The 18,708-nt window shown below is 41.9% G+C and carries 18 protein-coding genes and 1 rRNA gene; 9 read left to right on the top strand and 10 right to left on the bottom strand.

Annotated features, from left to right (window positions below):
• From HYG89_RS03790 to HYG89_RS03775, 4 genes are all read right to left on the bottom strand, one after another.
• Window positions 1–113 (bottom strand): 16S ribosomal RNA (locus HYG89_RS03790); the annotation flags it as partial.
• A gap of 458 nt (window positions 114–571) precedes the next feature.
• On the bottom strand, window positions 572–1,654 hold the full coding sequence (locus HYG89_RS03785) for a DUF6670 family protein (protein ID WP_178866114.1): 1,083 nt from the start codon (window positions 1,652–1,654) through the stop codon (window positions 572–574).
• A 40-nt stretch (window positions 1,655–1,694) separates the two neighbouring features.
• Window positions 1,695–2,519, bottom strand: coding sequence for a CDP-diacylglycerol--serine O-phosphatidyltransferase (pssA, locus tag HYG89_RS03780; protein WP_004976213.1), 825 nt, complete (start codon window positions 2,517–2,519; stop codon window positions 1,695–1,697).
• Window positions 2,520–2,562: 43 nt separating this feature from the next.
• On the bottom strand, window positions 2,563–3,420 hold the full coding sequence (locus HYG89_RS03775; RefSeq protein ID WP_026438537.1) for a 23S rRNA (adenine(2030)-N(6))-methyltransferase RlmJ: 858 nt from the start codon (window positions 3,418–3,420) through the stop codon (window positions 2,563–2,565).
• Window positions 3,421–3,536: 116 nt separating this feature from the next.
• Between HYG89_RS03775 and HYG89_RS03770 the strand changes: the two genes are divergently transcribed.
• Together HYG89_RS03770 and HYG89_RS03765 are read left to right on the top strand one after the other, a co-directional pair.
• Entirely contained in the window at window positions 3,537–4,139 is a 603-nt protein-coding gene (locus HYG89_RS03770) for a 2OG-Fe(II) oxygenase (protein WP_004976210.1), read from the top strand.
• Window positions 4,140–4,225: 86 nt separating this feature from the next.
• Window positions 4,226–4,753 (top strand): hypothetical protein, encoded by a 528-nt coding sequence (locus HYG89_RS03765; RefSeq protein ID WP_178866113.1) that lies wholly within the window; start codon window positions 4,226–4,228, stop codon window positions 4,751–4,753.
• 69 nt (window positions 4,754–4,822) lie between these two features.
• Here HYG89_RS03765 and HYG89_RS03760 read toward each other — a convergent pair whose 3' ends face one another.
• The 3 genes from HYG89_RS03760 to HYG89_RS03750 all read right to left on the bottom strand — a co-directional run bounded on the left by HYG89_RS03760 (window position 4,823) and on the right by HYG89_RS03750 (window position 6,061).
• Complete coding sequence (locus HYG89_RS03760; protein ID WP_026438086.1) at window positions 4,823–5,080, bottom strand: DUF2789 family protein; 258 nt, start codon at window positions 5,078–5,080, stop codon at window positions 4,823–4,825.
• A 164-nt stretch (window positions 5,081–5,244) separates the two neighbouring features.
• Entirely contained in the window at window positions 5,245–5,493 is a 249-nt protein-coding gene (locus tag HYG89_RS03755; RefSeq protein WP_096901745.1) for a DUF2789 family protein, read from the bottom strand.
• Window positions 5,494–5,593: 100 nt separating this feature from the next.
• Window positions 5,594–6,061, bottom strand: a complete 468-nt coding sequence (locus HYG89_RS03750) for an Lrp/AsnC ligand binding domain-containing protein (RefSeq protein ID WP_178866112.1) — start codon at window positions 6,059–6,061, stop codon at window positions 5,594–5,596.
• Between the two features lie 138 nt (window positions 6,062–6,199).
• Between HYG89_RS03750 and HYG89_RS03745 the strand changes: the two genes are divergently transcribed.
• The 4 genes from HYG89_RS03745 (at window position 6,200) to HYG89_RS03730 (ending at window position 10,625) form a co-directional block, all read left to right on the top strand.
• Window positions 6,200–7,465 (top strand): D-amino acid dehydrogenase, encoded by a 1,266-nt coding sequence (locus HYG89_RS03745; RefSeq protein WP_178866111.1) that lies wholly within the window; start codon window positions 6,200–6,202, stop codon window positions 7,463–7,465.
• A 59-nt stretch (window positions 7,466–7,524) separates the two neighbouring features.
• Window positions 7,525–8,643, top strand: coding sequence for an alanine racemase (gene alr, locus HYG89_RS03740; protein WP_178866110.1), 1,119 nt, complete (start codon window positions 7,525–7,527; stop codon window positions 8,641–8,643).
• 72 nt (window positions 8,644–8,715) lie between these two features.
• Window positions 8,716–9,072, top strand: coding sequence for a RidA family protein (locus HYG89_RS03735; RefSeq protein ID WP_178866109.1), 357 nt, complete (start codon window positions 8,716–8,718; stop codon window positions 9,070–9,072).
• Window positions 9,073–9,191: 119 nt separating this feature from the next.
• On the top strand, window positions 9,192–10,625 hold the full coding sequence (locus HYG89_RS03730; RefSeq protein ID WP_178866108.1) for an amino acid permease: 1,434 nt from the start codon (window positions 9,192–9,194) through the stop codon (window positions 10,623–10,625).
• Between the two features lie 702 nt (window positions 10,626–11,327).
• On the opposite strand, the gene HYG89_RS03725 is transcribed toward HYG89_RS03730, so the two are convergent.
• The 3 genes from HYG89_RS03725 to HYG89_RS03715 form a co-directional block, all read right to left on the bottom strand.
• On the bottom strand, window positions 11,328–12,314 hold the full coding sequence (locus HYG89_RS03725) for a malate dehydrogenase (protein WP_019836931.1): 987 nt from the start codon (window positions 12,312–12,314) through the stop codon (window positions 11,328–11,330).
• 204 nt (window positions 12,315–12,518) lie between these two features.
• A complete protein-coding gene (locus HYG89_RS03720) occupies window positions 12,519–13,166 on the bottom strand; it encodes a ribonuclease I (protein WP_131261023.1) in 648 nt (215 codons plus the stop codon).
• Between the two features lie 106 nt (window positions 13,167–13,272).
• On the bottom strand, window positions 13,273–15,159 hold the full coding sequence (locus HYG89_RS03715; RefSeq protein ID WP_178866119.1) for a lytic transglycosylase domain-containing protein: 1,887 nt from the start codon (window positions 15,157–15,159) through the stop codon (window positions 13,273–13,275).
• 358 nt (window positions 15,160–15,517) lie between these two features.
• Between HYG89_RS03715 and miaB the strand changes: the two genes are divergently transcribed.
• From miaB to ybeY, 3 genes are read left to right on the top strand one after another with little or no spacing between them, the layout of a single operon-like run.
• Window positions 15,518–16,972, top strand: a complete 1,455-nt coding sequence (gene miaB, locus HYG89_RS03710) for a tRNA (N6-isopentenyl adenosine(37)-C2)-methylthiotransferase MiaB (RefSeq protein ID WP_004976194.1) — start codon at window positions 15,518–15,520, stop codon at window positions 16,970–16,972.
• 39 nt (window positions 16,973–17,011) lie between these two features.
• The gene (locus tag HYG89_RS03705) at window positions 17,012–18,085 is read left to right on the top strand and encodes a PhoH family protein (protein ID WP_004976193.1); all 1,074 of its coding nucleotides are present in this window, start codon (window positions 17,012–17,014) and stop codon (window positions 18,083–18,085) included.
• Window positions 18,086–18,128: 43 nt separating this feature from the next.
• Complete coding sequence (gene ybeY / locus HYG89_RS03700; protein ID WP_178866106.1) at window positions 18,129–18,611, top strand: rRNA maturation RNase YbeY; 483 nt, start codon at window positions 18,129–18,131, stop codon at window positions 18,609–18,611.
• Window positions 18,612–18,708: the final 97 nt, after the last annotated feature.

The raw sequence follows: 18,708 nt of genomic DNA, 5'->3' as shown, positions 1-18,708 counted from the left end.
TACTCACCCGTCCGCCGCTAGCTCAGTTACCGAAGCAACCTCGCCCGCTCGACTTGCATGTGTTAAGCCTGCCGCCAGCGTTCAATCTGAGCCATGATCAAACTCTTCAGTTAAAATCATTTTGAAGTTTTAATCTAAACTTCCAAATCTGGCTCATCAATTTTCTGACTTAAATTTCGCTCAAATAAACTTCGAGTAATTTAAACCAATCAATCAATGAAATATTTTCGATCAATCAATCAGTAAAAATCCACACAAGTTGTTCTTCATAATCTCTTAATGATCTTCTCGATGCTTCGTCAGCATCAAGCTAGGTCGGCTATATTACGCTTTATTTCTAAAGTGTCAACTGGTAATTTAAATTATTTTAAACTTTCTTTCTAAAACCCAACTTAATCATTCTTAACCAAGTCATTGTTTTATCAGAGATTTTAATCTTCATCACCGCCGATGGATGTGCATTATAGGTGAAATATTTCGCCTTGCAACCCCTCTTTTTAAGTTTTATAAGTTTTTTAGTCCGAACGGTTAATTATTCAGCAAAATACTTCACTTTTCCACAAAATACTGTTTATTTCTTTTTCTTGATCATAAAAGGTTCAGGATTCATAACTACATCTGACATTTTTTCTGGCTGATCATGTTCCTGCCATTTCAGTGCGCGGCAGTCGATATATTCACAATAGCCTCCTTCTCCTTGTTGTTGATCTCCATTTATAGCCAACTGATATTGAAAACTTCCGACATAACCTGCTGCAGCCCCAAATTTAAAATCACCACGACTCTGCGCCTGTAAATGAATTGAGGTGCCATCTTCATCTTGATAACGCCATTCAAACTCACGTGGCAAATACATACACTGACCTGTTGGCGTTTTTACTTTTGGATAAACCCGTTGAATATTAAATTGTACTTGCCCATCAAATACCCGAGTTTGCTCCGTGTTCGCATTTCGCAGATAGATTCGAGATTGCAAAATTCGATTCAACACATCACGACTTTGTAGCAATATCATTTGTTGCTGATGATTCAGATTAATCACTTGATAGCAAAAAAATGCCACAGCGAAATAAGGAAACTGGATTGAGCGGGCAAACTCAAAACTACCCAATTGCTCAATCTGAAAATGCTGATCTTTATAGCGTACACTTCCCTGACACTGACACAGCAAAGACCAATGTTCTGCCAAATTCATTCGCAATTTAGTGAAATATGAAATTGTAGAGCTTGTGGTGATCTTTAAATCAAAGCTAAGTTCGCTATCTTCACGTTGAATATGAAATTGCGGAAAGTGTCCAGTAATGCGCTCTTTATTGGCAAACTGAAAATACTCTGCAGTAAATACGCAATCATGTTGTATTGAATAATGATTGGACTGCCCCACCATGTGTGGGCTGCTACTACAAAGAATACTGGCTGTGTCTAAAGCTGAGGTTGTAATCACATTTTCAGGGCGCAGCATTGCGGTATTTAGGCTGCCCAATAAACCAATAAAGTTGAGATAATGTAAGGGTGCAGGCAAATTAGGAAGAATTAAGCCCTGATAGATAAATTTATAATGATGTTTTGGGGCGTGATAAGGCAGTTTGGCGGTTGCCGCAGGAGTTTGATTGAGTTGTTTGGAACGATCGAGAAAATCTTGAAACAGCTGCATATCAAACTCCTTGTGAGTTGATGCTTTTATGAAAGCTTAATTAACTCACTGCATTTTTTCTTGCCATAAAAGTGGTCACAAAACCTGAAAGTGCATAAATAATTGAAATCACTAAAATTCCAACAGGAATATTATAAGTCATGGCTGCAAGGATAAATACTGCGATTGGCAATACAAAAAACGGCACACGCTTACGATCAAAGGTTTTAAATGAATAATATTTAATATTGGAAATCATCAACAATCCTACTGCAATAATAATCACAGCATTGAGGATTTGTAGACCAATTTCACGAATATCATACAGTTCAGGAAAATCCCGTCCTACCCAAACCAGCGACACGATAATCAGCGCAGCCAAAGGACTTGCAACACCAATAAAGTAGCGCTTATCGACCACACCAATTTGCACATTAAAACGCGCCAAACGGAATGCGGCACAAGCCGTATAAACAAAGCAAGCCGCCAAGCCGATACGACCTAAATCATGCAAACTCCAGCTATACATCAAAATCGCAGGTGCAACACCAAAGGCGAGCATATCGGATAATGAATCAAACTGTTCGCCAAATGGACTTTGCGCACCAATCGCACGTGCCACACGACCATCTAAACCATCAAACAATGCTGCTAGAAAAATGGCATAAATCGCTTGGCTAAATTCGCCATTCATACTGGCAATAATGGAGTAAAAACCCGACAGCAAGGCTGCCGTGGTAATCAGGTTTGGCCACAGATAGATACCACGACGTTTCACCTTTTGCCCTTCACGGGTATGTTCTTCTTCCACCACTTCAAATGTAATTCCGTCATGCTCAAGATCACGGGAACTATACTCTCCTTCGGGTTTGGATGTGTTTGTCATTATTTTGTGTCCTAACTGTAACCTGAACGTCTATTTAAATTTTTTATTCGCCAACTAACCAACGCACTGCAGCATGTCCACCATGTTCTTGCATACGCAAGTGCGGGAACAACCATTGCAGGGCTTCATCTGCATCTTCAGAGAATTTCCATGGTGGATTAATCACCAATAAACCACAACCGTTTAAGCCCACAGGAGTATCGTCAGGCCACACACAAATTTCACAAATGAGTTGACGGCGAATACCTGTTTTAAACATTTTCTTTTCAAAACGTTCAATCATGGCGCGGTCTTTAATTGGATACCATACCGCAAATACGCCTGTTGGCCATTTTTTATGTGCAGCTGCCAATAATTCAACCAACTGAGGGAAATCTTTACGTTCCAATTCATACGGTGGATCAATCATCACCAAACCGCGTTTTTCTTTTGGTGGAATGACGCCCAATAAACCTTCGTAAGCATCACGCTCATGTAAACCTGCGCGTTTGTCACGAATGTTATGACGCAATTGCTGGAATACATCGCGCTGCATTTCAAAAATAGTTGCTTTGTCGATGTCACGCATACCTTGTAAAGCAAACCATGGCGAACCGGGATATGCACCTTGCCCATCCGTTTCACGCATTGCTTCAACCAGTTTTAAATACTGCTGTACGCCTTCTGGTGCCTGACGTTTGATTGAATCATCTAGTTTCACTAAACGATGAATACCATTTAAAAATTCGCCCGATTTTTGTGCAGGTGCTAAAGATAAGTCATATTTACCCGCACCGCCATGTGTATCGACATAGCGATAAGGTTTATCTTTGGCATTTAAACGTGTCAGAATTTGCAGCAATAAAACATGCTTCATGACATCGGCAAAGTTGCCCGCATGGAAATGGTGACGATAATTCATGTTTGGTTCATTCCTAAAATCAACCGACATTTTAGCATGAAAAAAAGTTTCATTCAGGAGCTTGTATTCCTCTAAAATAATCAGCTTGTCTTGCATTTTGTCTGAGTATCTATTTTATGGACGCCACACTGCTTCCAAAATCTTGGAATATTGATCAAATTCTTGAAGATTTAGATTTGCATGGTTTTGCCATGTTGGATGATGCCTATTCACCTGAATATCAACAACAAGTTCTAGCAGAGTGTAGTCAAAATTTAGATCAATTTCGTGAAGCAGCCATACAAAATGGTGTGGTCAGCAAAATTCGCAGTGATCATATTTTATGGATTCACGAAGATTTAAGCATTGCACAACAACATACCCAAACTCTTTTGGCTTTGGCCGAACAATTCAATCAGGCATTTTATTTAGGGATTCGTGAGGTCGAAGCGCATTTTGCCAGTTATCAAGCAGGTTCTTTTTATGCCTTGCACCGCGATAACCCACAACAAAAAAATGATCGGGTGATTTCTGCTGTCTATTATTTACACCCTGAATGGCAGACAGATTGGGGTGGACAACTACGTTTACAAGACAAACATGGAGCATGGCAAATTATAGAACCACGCCCAAATCGGATTGCAATTTTCCAAAGTGATTTATTGCACGAAGTTTTGCCTGCGACACAGCAACGTCTTTCCATTACCGCATGGCTACGCAGCGGCAATCAACTTTGGTAAAAACAGACCGCATTTTTCAGACTATTGGCTTTAAAACTGTAAATTTGCCCCGATGTAGAGCAAATATTGCTATCAGGAATTCACCCATGCGCAACTCGACTCAACAGCTTATTCAACGTATTGGGGAAACCGACCAACTTTTTTTACAAGGCAATACGCCTGAATTGGCATTAGAACGTGCCGATTTACGCTTACAATTGGTGAGTTTGAGCGAGTTACGCCAAGAACAGATTTACTTTTTGCAAGAAGCCATTGTGCTGTTGGAACAAGGTCGGATTGAATTTGAAGAAATACCAGTGACGTTATATATCAATTTGTCTTTGCATTTAGCCAAAGCCTATATGATGTATTTTGAGCTGACCCGCGATGCAAAATACGCCTTAATTACCCAACAAATTTTAAAAGCCATGACTCATTATGCACATGGAGATATTTTCTTTTTCTTGGCCTATGCCAGTGCCAGTAAAAATGAAAGCGCACTGTGTCGCCACTGGTTAGGTAAGTACAGTAAAACTGCCGAATTTGATTTGGAACTCTTACAAATTCACCCTGCTTTTAACGCCTATCAAACAGAAGTCTGGTTTAAACAAATTCTCAAAAGCAGAATGCATTAAAAAAACGCCTCAGAACGTTCTGAGGCGTTTTTTTATACTAAAAATATTAAAGATGATAATGACTTGAACCTAAACAGCTTGTAAACGATAAGCATCTAAATGTAATTGTTGATTGAGTTCATCAATCCAAATGGCCCAATCATCGTCTTGTACCAAATGACTGATTAAAAATTCACGTTGTGATTTATTCCAAAACGGCGCTTCATGTAAATTAATATGTGCAGGTAATTGATGCGTACGTACATACAATTCAATGGCTGCAGGGCTGCTGGCTAAACCGAGTTGGCTGAATAACATGGCTAATGATGGAGTATTTTGCATGAGCACCTTGCCCCCTTTTATTAGTTTCGTTGTAATTCCTTATTCAACCAACTTATAACAATTTGTATAAAAAACCCAGTCTTCCGACTGGGTTTGTTGTATCTTTTTGTGAGCACGCAGTTTACTGGCTCTTTTTAGATGAAAAGTATTTGATTTAACTTAAATACCGATTAAACACTCGGATGTTGATCACTATGTAATTGCTCATTTAAGGTTTCAATCACAATGGCCCAATCATCATCTTTTTTCCAATGGCTTTGCAAAAATTGGCGCTGCCCTTCCGTCCAAAACTCGGCACAGTGTAATTTGGTTTCTGCAGGTAATTGATGCTCACGAATAAATTGATCAATTGCTGCATCGTCAGCATCTAGACCCAATTGTTGAAATAACAGTTCTAAAGTCGGTTGTTGGTCAAACATGGCATCCTCCTTTGATTCGTCTTGTACTTTTAATGACCTTAACCTGCTTCGAGCCGCAATTCAGCAGCAGCCGAGTTGCAGCATGTTATTTTTTGTACAACTATACACTCAAATCTAAATACATACTTTCTTTAACTTCCTCCATCACTACATAGCTATGTGAGGATGCCGAGGCAGGTAGTTTTTTTAAAATATTGCCTAGCAACTTACGATAGGTACTCATTTCCTTTAAACGCGCTTTGACTAGATAATCAAAGTCCCCAGAAATCAAATGACATTCTAAAACTTCAGGAATATCTGCCAAATCTCGTGCAACTTGCTCAAACACATCGCCTGATTTTGCAGAAAGCTTAATTTCTAAAAATACCAATAAGCGTTTATCTAGTAACTCTGGGCTTAAACGGGCGTGGTAACCCATAATAATGCCATCACGTTCCAAGCGTTTTACCCGCTCTGAGCAAGGCGTGGTCGATAAATTGACCATCGCTGCCAACTCACTAATCGCGATTCTGCCCTGCTTTTGCAATATATCTAAAATCATCCGATCTATACGGTCTAATTTACGCATCTAAAATCCCTGTTATTTTATAGTTTCCGCGAATTATCCTACGAATTCACTAGAATATTACCCTAAAAACAGCAAATTTCACTATTGAACCAAAAATATACTAGTTAAATAAACTAGGGATAGCGTTAGGACAAGCACATGCGTGTAATTGTTTTAGGTAGTGGCGTCATTGGAGTTACCAGTGCTTATTATTTAGCAAAACAAGGCGCTGAGGTCACAGTATTAGACCGTCAGGCCGGCCCTGCAGAAGAAACCAGTTTTGGTAATGCAGGACAAATTTCACCAGGTTACTCTACACCGTGGGCAGCACCGGGTATTCCATTTAAAGCGGTGAAATGGATGTTTCAGCATCATGCGCCTTTGGCGGTTCAGCTTGATGGCAGCATGTGGCAATTGCAATGGATGTTACAAATGCTGAAAAATTGTAGCGCCAATCAATACGCAATTAATAAAGAGCGCATGCTTCGTGTTGCAGAATATAGCCGTGATTGTTTACGCAGCTTGCGCCAAGAAACAGGCATCCACTACGAAAACCGTGCCAAAGGTACACTGCAAATTTTCCGTAAAGAAGCACAACTTGAAGCTGTGCAACGTGATATTCAAGTCCTACAAGAAACTGGCGTAGACTTTAAATTGCTCGATGCTGCAGGTTTGGCACAGGTTGAACCCGCCTTAGCCAATGCTAAAGACAAATTAGTCGGCGGCTTACATTTACCCAATGATGAAACAGGTGATTGTTATTTATTTAGCAAAGCTTTAGCTCAACATGCCAAGAACTTAGGGGTTAATTTTCAATTTAATCAAAAAGTTGAACGACTCATTGTAGAAGGCAATACCATTAAAGGTGTGTTGGTCAATGGTCAGGTACTGACAGCAGACCGTTATGTACTGGCATTTGGCAGTTATTCACGTGATTTTTTAAAGCCTTTGCATCTCGATTTACCCGTTTATCCGGTAAAAGGATATTCACTCACTATTCCAATTATTCAGCCAGACTTAGCACCTCAATCTACCGTTTTGGATGAAACCTATAAAATTGCAATCACACGTTTTGATCAACGTATTCGCGTGGGCGGCATGGCTGAATTGAGTGGCTTTAATTTGGGCTTAAATTTAGACCGACGAGCAACTTTGGAAATGGTGACGCATGATTTATTTCCGGGTGGCGATCTGCAACAAGCTTCTTTCTGGACAGGATTACGCCCGATGACACCAGACAGCACACCAATTATTGGTGCAACACAGTATCCAAATTTATTTATTAACACAGGACACGGCACTTTAGGTTGGACTATGGCATGTGGTTCAGGAAAGTTGATCAGTGATTTAGTGATGGAACGCAGTACAGAAATTAGCACCGAGGGTTTATCTCTGCAGCGTTATCACACCACCTTAGCAGCTTAGTTTATAAACATACAGCGAACGGATTAAACGCAAAGTCAATTTGTTCAAGGAAGAACTTTATGTCACGACCAATACGGGCATGGATTCATTTAGATGCCTTAAGCCATAACCTAGGCATTGCTCGATGTCATGCAAAAAACTCAAAAGTGTATGCCGTGGTCAAAGCCAATGCTTATGGACACGGTATTGAACGGGTCTACCCTGCTTTACAACAAGCAGATGGTTTTGCCTTGCTTGATCTCGCTGAAGCAAAACGCTTACGTACTTTGGGTTGGCAAGGCGATATTTTATTATTAGAAGGCATTTTCTCTGTACAAGACTTACAGGATTGTCACGACTTTAATTTTAGTTTTACCGTACACAACACCGTACAAATTGAATGGTTACAGCAATTTCAGTCCAGCCATCCCACAGCGCGATTTCATATTTTTGTCAAAATGAATGCAGGCATGAATCGGTTGGGTTTTGCACCCGAAGATTATGCTCAGGCTTGGAAGCGCTTGCTTGAATTAGAGATTGTAGCAAGTTTGACACACATGATGCATTTTTCAGATGCAGATGGTGAACGTTTTGGTATTTCGGGAATTCAGCAACAATATTCGCAATTCCAACACATCATTCAAGCATTTCCTGCAGCGGTGACCGTCAGCAACAGTGCAGCAATTTTACGTCACAGCCATGAGCTACACTCTGACATTGTCCGTGGCGGCATCATGCTTTATGGCAGCTCTCCTGACTATCCAAAACATTGTAGTCAAAGCTGGCAATTACAACCTGCCATGAGTTTACGTACAGAAATTATCTCCATACAGACTTTGGGGGCAGGTCAAAGTGTCGGCTATGGTTCCAACTTTGTAGCGGAATATCCCATGCGCATTGGCATTGCAGCCTGCGGTTATGCCGATGGCTATCAGCGCACTTCTCCAACAGGCACACCTGTGTTGGTCAATGACTGTAAAACACGTCTGATTGGTCGGGTGAGCATGGATATGTTGGCTGTCGATCTCACCCATGTGACCGATGCCGATATTGGTGCCGAAGTGGTGTTATGGGGCAAGTCTGCTGCAGGGACTTTGCTAAGTATTGATGAAGTTGCGCATGCTTCAGGCACAGTCGGCTATGAGTTGATGTGTGCCGTCACACTGCGCGTGCCTTTTTCTATTGCAGCCACGGAATAAGTGTTTTCCATATTTTAATTATACGTTTGACCCAGTTGCATTTATGCACTCCCTCTCCACAAGGAAATAGTGATGCCCAATTCTATCCAACATTTACACAGCAATGATTTTATGAGTGCTGTGACTGTATTTAATCATGTGGTTTATCTTTCAGGACAAGTTCCAAGCAATCCTGAAGCCGACATAGACGCTCAGACACGAAACGTGTTCAATACCATTGAACAACTTTTGGCTCAGGCCAATAGTGATAAATCACACTTGCTTTCTGCACAGCTCTTTTTAAAAGATCTTGCCGATTTTCCAGTGGTCAATGCCTTATGGGCAGAGTGGTTGATAGACTGTCCTAAACCTGCTCGTGCAACCATTCAAGCAGAATTGGTCAATCCAAACTGGCGTATTGAAATTGCAGTTACCGCAGCACAGTTATAAACCGTAGCATTTAAAATCTTTCTCATATTTAAAGGAATTGCGCTAAATAGGATATTCAGCTCGCTTAAGCGAACTCAGTACGCCAATGGCTACCGTTAAAACTCAATAAGGACATTGAAATGACACAAACTTCGCAAAATTCTTTGCAGTCTCCTCCGGATCAACTGCAGCGCAAATTGTCCAACCGACACTTACAGTTAATTGCCATTGGTGGCGCGATTGGTACAGGGCTGTTTATGGGCTCAGGCAAAACCATCTCACTTGCAGGACCTTCTATTCTGTTTATTTACATGATTATTGGTCTAATGTTTTTCTTCTTAATGCGCGCTTTAGGTGAAATTTTATTATCCAATCTGCATTACAAATCTTTTATTGATATGGCACATGACTTAATTGGCCCAGGAGCTGCCTATTATATTGGCTGGTCATATTGGCTTGGTTGGGTTTTGGTGGGTATTGCAGACTTAGCAGCCATCATTAATTATCTCAACTTTTGGCTACCCGCCGGGGTTAGCTTTACCCCCACAGGACAAGCCTTAATTAGTGTGGGATGTGTTTTATTTGTACTCGGACTCAACTTACTCACAGTTAAACTCTTTGGTGAAATTGAGTTTTGGTTTGCCCTGATTAAAATTTTAGCCATTTTGGGTTTAATTTTTATTGGTGGTTTTATGGTGCTCAACCACTTTCAATCCCCTGATGGTACGGCGTCAAGCTTCAGTAATATTTGGGCACATGGCGGCATGTTTCCACAAGGCGGCAATGGCTTTTTAGCAGGTTTCCAAATTGCCTTATTTGCTTTTGTAGGAGTTGAACTTTTAGGCACAATGGCAGCAGAAACCAAAGACCCTGAAAAAAATCTACCTAAAGCGGTAAATGCGATTCCAACTCGCATTATTCTGTTTTATGTCCTTTCTTTATTGGTGGTTATGTCTGTAACGCCTTGGAACCAAATTCCTGCCGATCAAAGTCCTTTTGTTTCGTTATTTCTACACGCAGGAATTCCAACCTCTGCGATTATCATGAATTTAGTAGTACTGTCTTCAGTGATGTCATCGATGAACAGTGGTGTATTTTCTACCAGTCGCATGTTATTTGGCTTGGCCAGAACCAAGCAGGCACCACAAGCTTTGGCACGCTTATCCAAACGCGCTGTTCCTGCACAAGGACTGATTTTTTCATGCTTCTTTATTATGGCGGGTGCAGGTTTACAATATTTTGTACCCAATACCATTGAAGCATTCACTTTGGCGAGCTCTCTGTGTGTGATTTTATTTATTAGTATTTGGGGACTAATTATGGTGTGCTATTTGCGCTATCGTAAATTACAACCAGAATTGCATGAACGCTCAACCTTTAAAATGCCAGGTGGTGTGTGGATGAGCTATGTTGTACTTGTCTTCTTGTTTTTCGCCTTAATTATTTTAAGCTTAGAACCAGATACTCTTAAAGCACTTATCGTCAGCCCATTGTGGGTGATCCTTCTTACCATCACCTACCGATTATTGTATTTACCAAGAGTCAGAAAAAGTGCAGCTTTAGAACGAGCTTAAACCGCTACTTGCTAAAAACTGAAAAACCCATCCAATTCAGGATGGGTTTTCTATGTGGTGAAAGTCATTCAAATTAATCCTTCAAATCAATATTGAATATCTACAACATTCAATTTCCAAAACTATCCTAGAGCATGAAAAAAGCCAGTCATTGCACACACTGACTAACGTTCGTCTACTTAAACTTAAAGTTAGCAACTAGTCAATTTTGCGGGCTATAGCGTTTCACGTGAAAAGAAGAATGGATGCAATTTCACACCGACATTATTTAATAAACACGCCTGCTAGAAGTAAAATCAAAAGAAGCGTGATCCAACATCATCCCTAAACCACCCATCAAAAACTTACAATGCTTGATTTAGATCTACAATTTGAAATGCGCCAATGGTACCGACAACAAGGAAGATAAAAGCCCCAAAAATGAAAAATCCGATCTTTGGGCACTTGCAACAATAACGGATATAACAGAGAGAGATTTGAAAAAGGAAACGCGCCTATTCCACCCAATTTAAATTATCATGTAGGTCAATCGACTTATTTTATATCCCGCCATCAGTTCTTATATCTGATAAACCATACAAACTAGAATGATGACAAGCATTTAATTCAAATAAAAAATCAAGCGCAAAAAAAATGCCAGTCAACTTTTAGGTTGACTGGCATCACTCCCGAAGGAGTTTTAACTTAATCTAGCAGATTAAATTATTTAATCATGTCAGCAATTGCTGCGCGTTCTTCTTCAAGTTCGTTTAACGTGAAGTTGATACGCTCACGGCTGAACTCGTCGATTTCAAGACCTTGAACGATTTTGTATTCGCCATTTTCGCAAGTTACAGGGAAACCGAACATTACGCCTTCAGGAATACCGTAAGAACCGTCAGAAGGAATACCCATAGTTACCCATTCGCCGTTTGTGCCAAGCGCCCAATCACGCATGTGGTCAATTGCAGCGTTTGCAGCAGATGCAGCAGAAGATAAACCACGTGCTTCGATGATCGCAGCGCCACGCTTACCAACTGTAGGAAGGAATACGTCTTTGTTCCATTCAGCATCGTTGATTTTGTCTTTTAAGCTTTCTCCATTTGCAGTTGCAAAACGGTAATCAGCATACATTGTTGGAGAGTGGTTACCCCAAACTGTCATTGTTTTGATGTCAGAAACAGCAACGCCAGCTTTTTGAGCAAGTTGAGTTAACGCGCGGTTGTGGTCAAGACGTAACATTGCTGTGAAGTTTTTCGCTGGAAGATCTGGAGCAGATTTCATTGCGATGTAAGCATTCGTGTTCGCTGGGTTACCAACAACTAGAACTTTAACATCACGGCTAGCAACTTCGTTAAGTGCTTGACCTTGACCAATAAAGATTTCACCGTTTACTTTAAGAAGGTCAGCACGCTCCATACCAGGACCACGTGGACGAGAACCAACCAATAACGCGTAGTCAGCATCTTTAAATGCCACTTTAGGATCATCAGTACCGATCATGCCAGCCAATAATGGGAAAGCACAGTCGTCAAGTTCCATCATTACGCCTTTAAGCGCAGCTTGAGCTTTCTCAAAAGGAACTTCTAATAATTGAAGGATAACTGGTTGGTCTTTACCCAACATTTCACCGCTAGCGATACGGAATAATAGGCTGTAACCAATTTGACCAGCAGCGCCAGTAACGGCAACGCGAACAGGTTGCTTCATGTAATTATCTCCAATTGAGAGGATAGTCAATGCGATTAAATAGCTGTTCTATCTAATCTTAATAATCATAAACGCGAAAGATTGTACTCCAATCATTCAGCGGATGCATGCAAAAGCGCATCAAATTCCACAAAAGTCTGATAGAAAATATGAATAAAATTTCTCAAAAAGCTTAAAATTCAGAAATTACAGTCACCTAGCAAACTAGTAAGAACCTTTAATGACAAACTGATTCGGGCAATTTGATTCAATCGCTGCACCGCACTGCTTATAGCGTCCTGCGGTGTTATAACAAATTTTGATTTCAGTTAAATAACTTTTACCTTGATGGTTAGAGCACTGAAAATGCACGCTTTTTGATGACATACCTGAATTGGACTTGAGAAACAAACTCCGTAGTTGTGACAATTGCACCGTCTGCGTGTCTTGGCCTGTCAATACCGAAGGCACGTTCATCCGATCTGCATTATTAATAATCATGCGAAAATACTGACTGGCATTCATGGGCACACAGCCGCCAATACCTTGCCACAATTGTATCCGTGCAGCTTCATCAGGCATGACTCGCGCCACCACTTTAGCTTGTAAAGGCGGCAACTTCGCCGATGACTGAGTGCTGCACTCACGCGCAGCAACTTCAGGATATAAGCCTTCAATATTCAGTGAGTAGCCTTCTAAACATTTACGCTTTTTGCTTTTGCTCGAATCGATTAAACACACGGCGGGCGTCATTTGCACGGACATCACATAGCCTTGCACGGGGGCAGAAAATGTATTTTGCGTACACAAAACCAAAGCTGTACCACTCAAACCGAGCAATGTAACTTGAATTGGCTGTAAAACTGTACTCATCCACATTTTCAATGCTTCAGCCCCCTAAATTCTTATACACCCAATGACTCACGCATCTATATATCAACACGCATGATCATCTAACTGTATCACTTGTAACATTTTCCTAAGGTGTATTCCGAGATGGAATATGTTGCATACGGCTACTCATTGATTGTCCACCCTGCCCCAACAGCACACCATAGTGCGTGGCATTGGTCATGACATGCTTGACATAGTCACGTGTTTCTAACAGTGGAATACTCTCAGTATATTGGTCTGCAGCAATCGCCTGAAACTCGGGCTGCCAACGGCGTGCACGGTTCGGGCCTGCGTTATAACCCGCTGTAGCGAGTACTGGACTATTGCTTAATTGTCTGTGAATGGTCGACAAATAAAATGTGCCATAACGAATATTGGTATTCATATCACTTAACGCGGCAGGATTATAAGTTTCACCCATTTGTCGTGCAACCAGACGCGCTGTATCGGGCATGATTTGCATCAGTCCACCTGCGCCGACATGCGAACGCGCAGTGGTATTAAAACGGCTTTCCTGACGCATCAGTCCATAAGCCCAAGCAGGATCGATACCTGCATTTTGACTGTGGCTCACCACATAATTACGGTGTGGCATTGCATAACGGTAACTGTAGTTGTGCTTATTCACAGTACGGTCTGCTGCATAAATTGCACGGTCGTACCACCCCATATCGGTCGCACGTTTGGCTGCTGCCAAAATCAAACCATCATCCTGTCTTAAATAGGCCTGACGTACCGCCCAGTTCCATTCTCGATTCACATAATTGGCGGGCGCATTAATTTCACGTAAGGCAAAAGCACGGTTAAAGTGAATATCCTGATTCAAACGCTGTAAATCATTGGTCGTCGGCTGGCTATTTACTGGAATGGCATTGTAACGCTGCCCAAGACGATCTTTTGCTAATAAGTTGTGATAATCATCACCCTGTGCCAACTGTTTATAAATATTTTGTGCACTGCGTTTCGATGCTGCATCACCACGTTGTTCTGAGGCACGGGCCAACCAGTATTGCCAACGGTCTTCTTGTTTCTGGGTCACACTCATGCTGTCTACTGCACGAATCACACTTTCCCATGCACCAAAGCGGATGGCCTGTCGGGCATAAATTTCTGCTTCTTCTGGGCTAAATGGCAAGCCATAACTGGCATCTAAAGCATTTAACACTTCACGATTGAAATTATTTTTCATCACCGTAGTGCCACCAATATAGCCTACTGCACGGTGCAACGCTTTTTGTACGGCATCGGGTGTACCCTCTGCGCTCCGTTTTAGTGAAGACAAGGCCGAATCCAGATCACTGTCAGCCAAACGACCTATGGCATAAATTAAATAAGCGTGATCTTCATTGCTGGCTTTTGGGGCCGACCATAAATAATTCAGTGGATTGGCCTGAATACTGTTCAGTTGTGCCAAACTCAGATTCATACCTAAACTTTGCGCAGTCGCCAAAGCTTGCCCTGACTGCCCTGCACGCAGTTGTCCCCACAAACGCTGCTGCTTGTCTTGCTGAGTCATGATTGGACTAGAGAGCATCATTCGGCCCAAACCTGTACAAGATTCAGGTTGTGAGTTCGTGGTCAGCCAAACATCTTTATATTCAGCAAGCACCAAAGGATCACCCGAACGGGTACGAACTTGTGCCATGGCACAGCTTTCGGCCTGATCAGCATTACTCACATAGGCAAGCACAGGTTGTGCACTGCTAAAATCGGCCTGTTTCACTTTTTCTTCGATGTAATCGGCTGCGAGTTTTTCTGCCATCGCTGATTGTGGATGGCGCTGTGCAAACTGAACAATTGCACTGGCAGGTTGCATGCCCAAATTGGTGTTCAATGCCCAGTATTCAGGATAGTAGCCCAAAACATCATTTTGCATGGCATATTGATACTGCTGCAATAAATCGACATCACCTGAATTGGCTGCACGCAGTGCATCATTAAACTGTTCATTTGCGGCATGCGTACCCGTCATCACGGCAAGCGAAACCAGACTTAGCACAAGCTTTTTCGTTAATTTATTATTTTGTTTCATCATTTGCAGCATTCGCTTGCCTTCAGTCATTTACTTCTGCCTCGAGATCCGCATCCAATCATTCAGCTTAGTTTAATTAGTCTAGAACCCAAGTTGTGTTCTGTTATGTAACCTTATGATTAGACACTATTAATCTTGAAATCAATCTTCCAACAATTTTACTTCACATTTCAAGTATGTGATGCACGGATTAAAGGCTGTCAGTTTATCTTGAATTCCTGCTAAAATACACCCCTCTGTTTTATCTATTCCGTTTATTTTTATAAACGAACTCGTGAATTATCTCTTAGGAGCCTACATGACGGTTCAAACCTTCATCCCGAATGGTGCCCAAGCTGCCTCAGAAAACACTGTTACCCAGCCACAGCACACCCCAGCCGACGGTTCAGTTAAAAAACTGTATATCGAAACGCAAGGGTGTCAGATGAATGAGTATGACAGTCACCGTATGGCAGACCTTTTGGGCGACTCGCACGGCTATGTGCTGACCAGCAACCCTGCCGATGCCGATATTTTGCTCATGAACACCTGTTCAATTCGTGAAAAAGCCCAAGAAAAAGTATTTTCTGAATTAGGACGTTGGCGCAAGCTTAAAGAAAAAAATCCTGATTTGGTGATTGGTGTAGGCGGTTGCGTGGCTTCTCAAGAAGGCGACAACATTCAAAAACGCGCACCGTATGTGGATATGATTTTTGGCCCACAAACCTTGCACCGCTTGCCACAAATGCTTGATCAGCACCACGATCAAGTTGAAAAACCAAAGAAAGAAAAAATCAAACTGGTGGATATTTCTTTCCCAGACATCGAAAAATTCGACTTTTTACCTGAACCGCGTGTTGAAGGGTTTAAAGCTTTTGTGTCGATTATGGAAGGCTGTTCAAAATACTGTTCTTTCTGCGTAGTGCCTTACACGCGCGGTGAAGAAGTTTCACGTCCTTTAGATGATGTCTTAGCTGAAATTGCGACTTTGGCCGAAAAAGGCGTGCGTGAAATTAGCTTGCTCGGTCAAAACGTAAATGGCTATCGCGGTGAAACTTTTGACGGTAAAATTTGTACTTTTGCCGATTTACTGCGTTTGGTTGCCGAAGTACCTGGCATTGGACGAATTCGCTACACCACATCACACCCGCTTGAATTTAATGATGATTTGATTCAATGCTACCGTGATTTACCGCAAATGGTGTCGCATTTACACTTGCCTGTGCAAAGTGGTTCGAATGATGTGCTACAAGCCATGAAACGTAACCACACCATTGATGTGTATATCGACAAGATTGCCAAGTTACGTAAAGTACGCCCAGACATGCACTTATCTAGCGACTTTATTATTGGCTTCCCGGGTGAAACCGATCAAAACTTTGAAGAAACTTATCAGTTTATTCAAGATATGGATTTTGACCATTCTTATAGTTTTATCTACTCAAAACGTCCGGGAACACCTGCATCGGAACTCGAAGACACCACCCCTGAAGATGTTAAAAAAGAGCGTTTGGCCAAAGTTCAGCAATGGATCAAACAATCTAGTATTGATAAGACCGATGCCATGCTTGGGACGGTACAACGTGTCCTAATTGAAAATGTTTCCGACAAAGACCCGAACATTTTAGTGGGTACGGCCGACAATACACGTTTAGTAACATTTATTGGTGACCCTGCTTGGGTCGGACGCTTTGCGGAGATTGAGATTACCGAGATTAAAACTTTGAATTTAGTTTACGGTGAACTCTTGAATCTTGAGCCTGACGTGGCGTAATGTAGGAGCTAAAGTCCAATAACAGATTAAGGAATTCTCTTGACTGCAGCGATTCGACGTACAGTAACTTTTCCTGGTATTTCAATGGAACGTTTAAAAAGCATGCTCGGTGCTTATAACGGACATTTGAAACAAATCGAACAACGCCTAGACGTCCAAATTTCCCATCGTGGTGACGCCTTTTTTATAGATGGGGAAATTGATGCAGTTGAGCGAGCCGAAACGCTCTTGCAACGCCTGCATGAAGAAGCGGAAAGTTCTGCACAAATCAGTGCAGACACGCTCCACATGATGATTCAAGGCAGTCAGACTGACCGTGAATTACAATCGGATGATGGGCAAGAGCATACTGGATTGGATGCTGTTTGGTTACAAACCCGCAAAGGCCGTATTAACCCACGCGGTGCTAACCAAAAGCGTTATGTGCAACGTATTTTGCAAAGCGATATTTCATTTGGTATTGGCCCTGCAGGTACAGGTAAAACCTATTTGGCTGTTGCCGCTGCCGTAGATATGTTGGAACGCAATGAAATCCAGCGGATTCTATTGGTGCGCCCTGCGGTTGAAGCGGGTGAAAAACTGGGCTTCTTACCGGGTGATTTAACCCAGAAAATTGACCCGTATTTGCGTCCCCTTTATGATGCCCTGTATGAAATGCTCGGCTTTGAAAAAGTTGCTAAGCTGATTGAACGTCAAGTGATTGAAGTTGCACCACTGGCGTATATGCGTGGTCGTACCCTCAACCACTCTTTTGTGATTTTGGATGAAGCCCAGAACACCACGCCTGAACAGATGAAGATGTTCCTGACCCGTTTAGGGTTTGGTTCACGTGCAGTGATTACTGGTGATGTGACTCAGGTGGATTTACCACGTGGTCAGCAGTCTGGTCTGGCACATGCCTTACGTGTGATTGATAAAATCCCTGAAATTCATATTACTCGTTTCCATTCTCGTGATGTCGTGCGTCACCAGCTGGTTCAGAAAATTGTTGAAGCCTATGAAGGCTGGGACAGTGAGCAACAGCGTTTAAGTGCCGAAGCGCGTGCAGAACGTAAAGCGCGCCAGGAAGCATTAATTGCGGAAAATGATGCCGCAGCAGATGCACAGCACTAATCGCTGTGCGCTCTGCAACCTACTGAAGTATTAAGGATTCATTTTGAAATTAAGTCTCAGCCTGCAACAGGACATTCAAGCGCCTGAGCTGGTGTTAAAACGTGCCTATCTGAAAAAAGTAGTCGAAACCACTTTAAGACATATAGACACCCAAAGTGATTGTGAAATTGGAATTGCCTGTGTCGATCATGCCGAAAGTCACAAGCTCAATCTGGAATATCGCAAAAAAGACAAATCTACCAACGTCTTGTCTTTCCCAAGCGATTTACCCGATGAAATGGCACAAGTTTTGCCGAGCTTCCCTATTGGGGATTTGGTAATTTGTATTCCTGTGGTTTTACAGGAAGCTGCAGAACAAGCCAAAACACCATTGGCGCATTTCACTCACATGCTAGTACATGGCACGCTGCACCTTATGGGCTATGATCATGAAACTTCAGATGCAGATGCCGAAGAAATGGAAGCTTTAGAAATAGAGATTCTTGCCAAGTTGGGTTTGGATAATCCATACTTGGAAAGAGATTGAATTCTAAGTTTTAAAAAATCACAAAAATAGCGGGCTAAGGCTCGCTTTTTTGTTTAAAACCGCGCTCCCTTTGACTCTATCCCAAAGAGAAGGAGAA

The sequence above is a fragment of the Acinetobacter sp. SwsAc5 genome (assembly GCF_013391485.1).
GTDB classification, from domain to species: domain Bacteria; phylum Pseudomonadota; class Gammaproteobacteria; order Pseudomonadales; family Moraxellaceae; genus Acinetobacter; species Acinetobacter towneri.
Note: the sequence above shows the minus strand (reverse complement) of the source record. Positions and strands in the feature narration are given on the sequence as shown.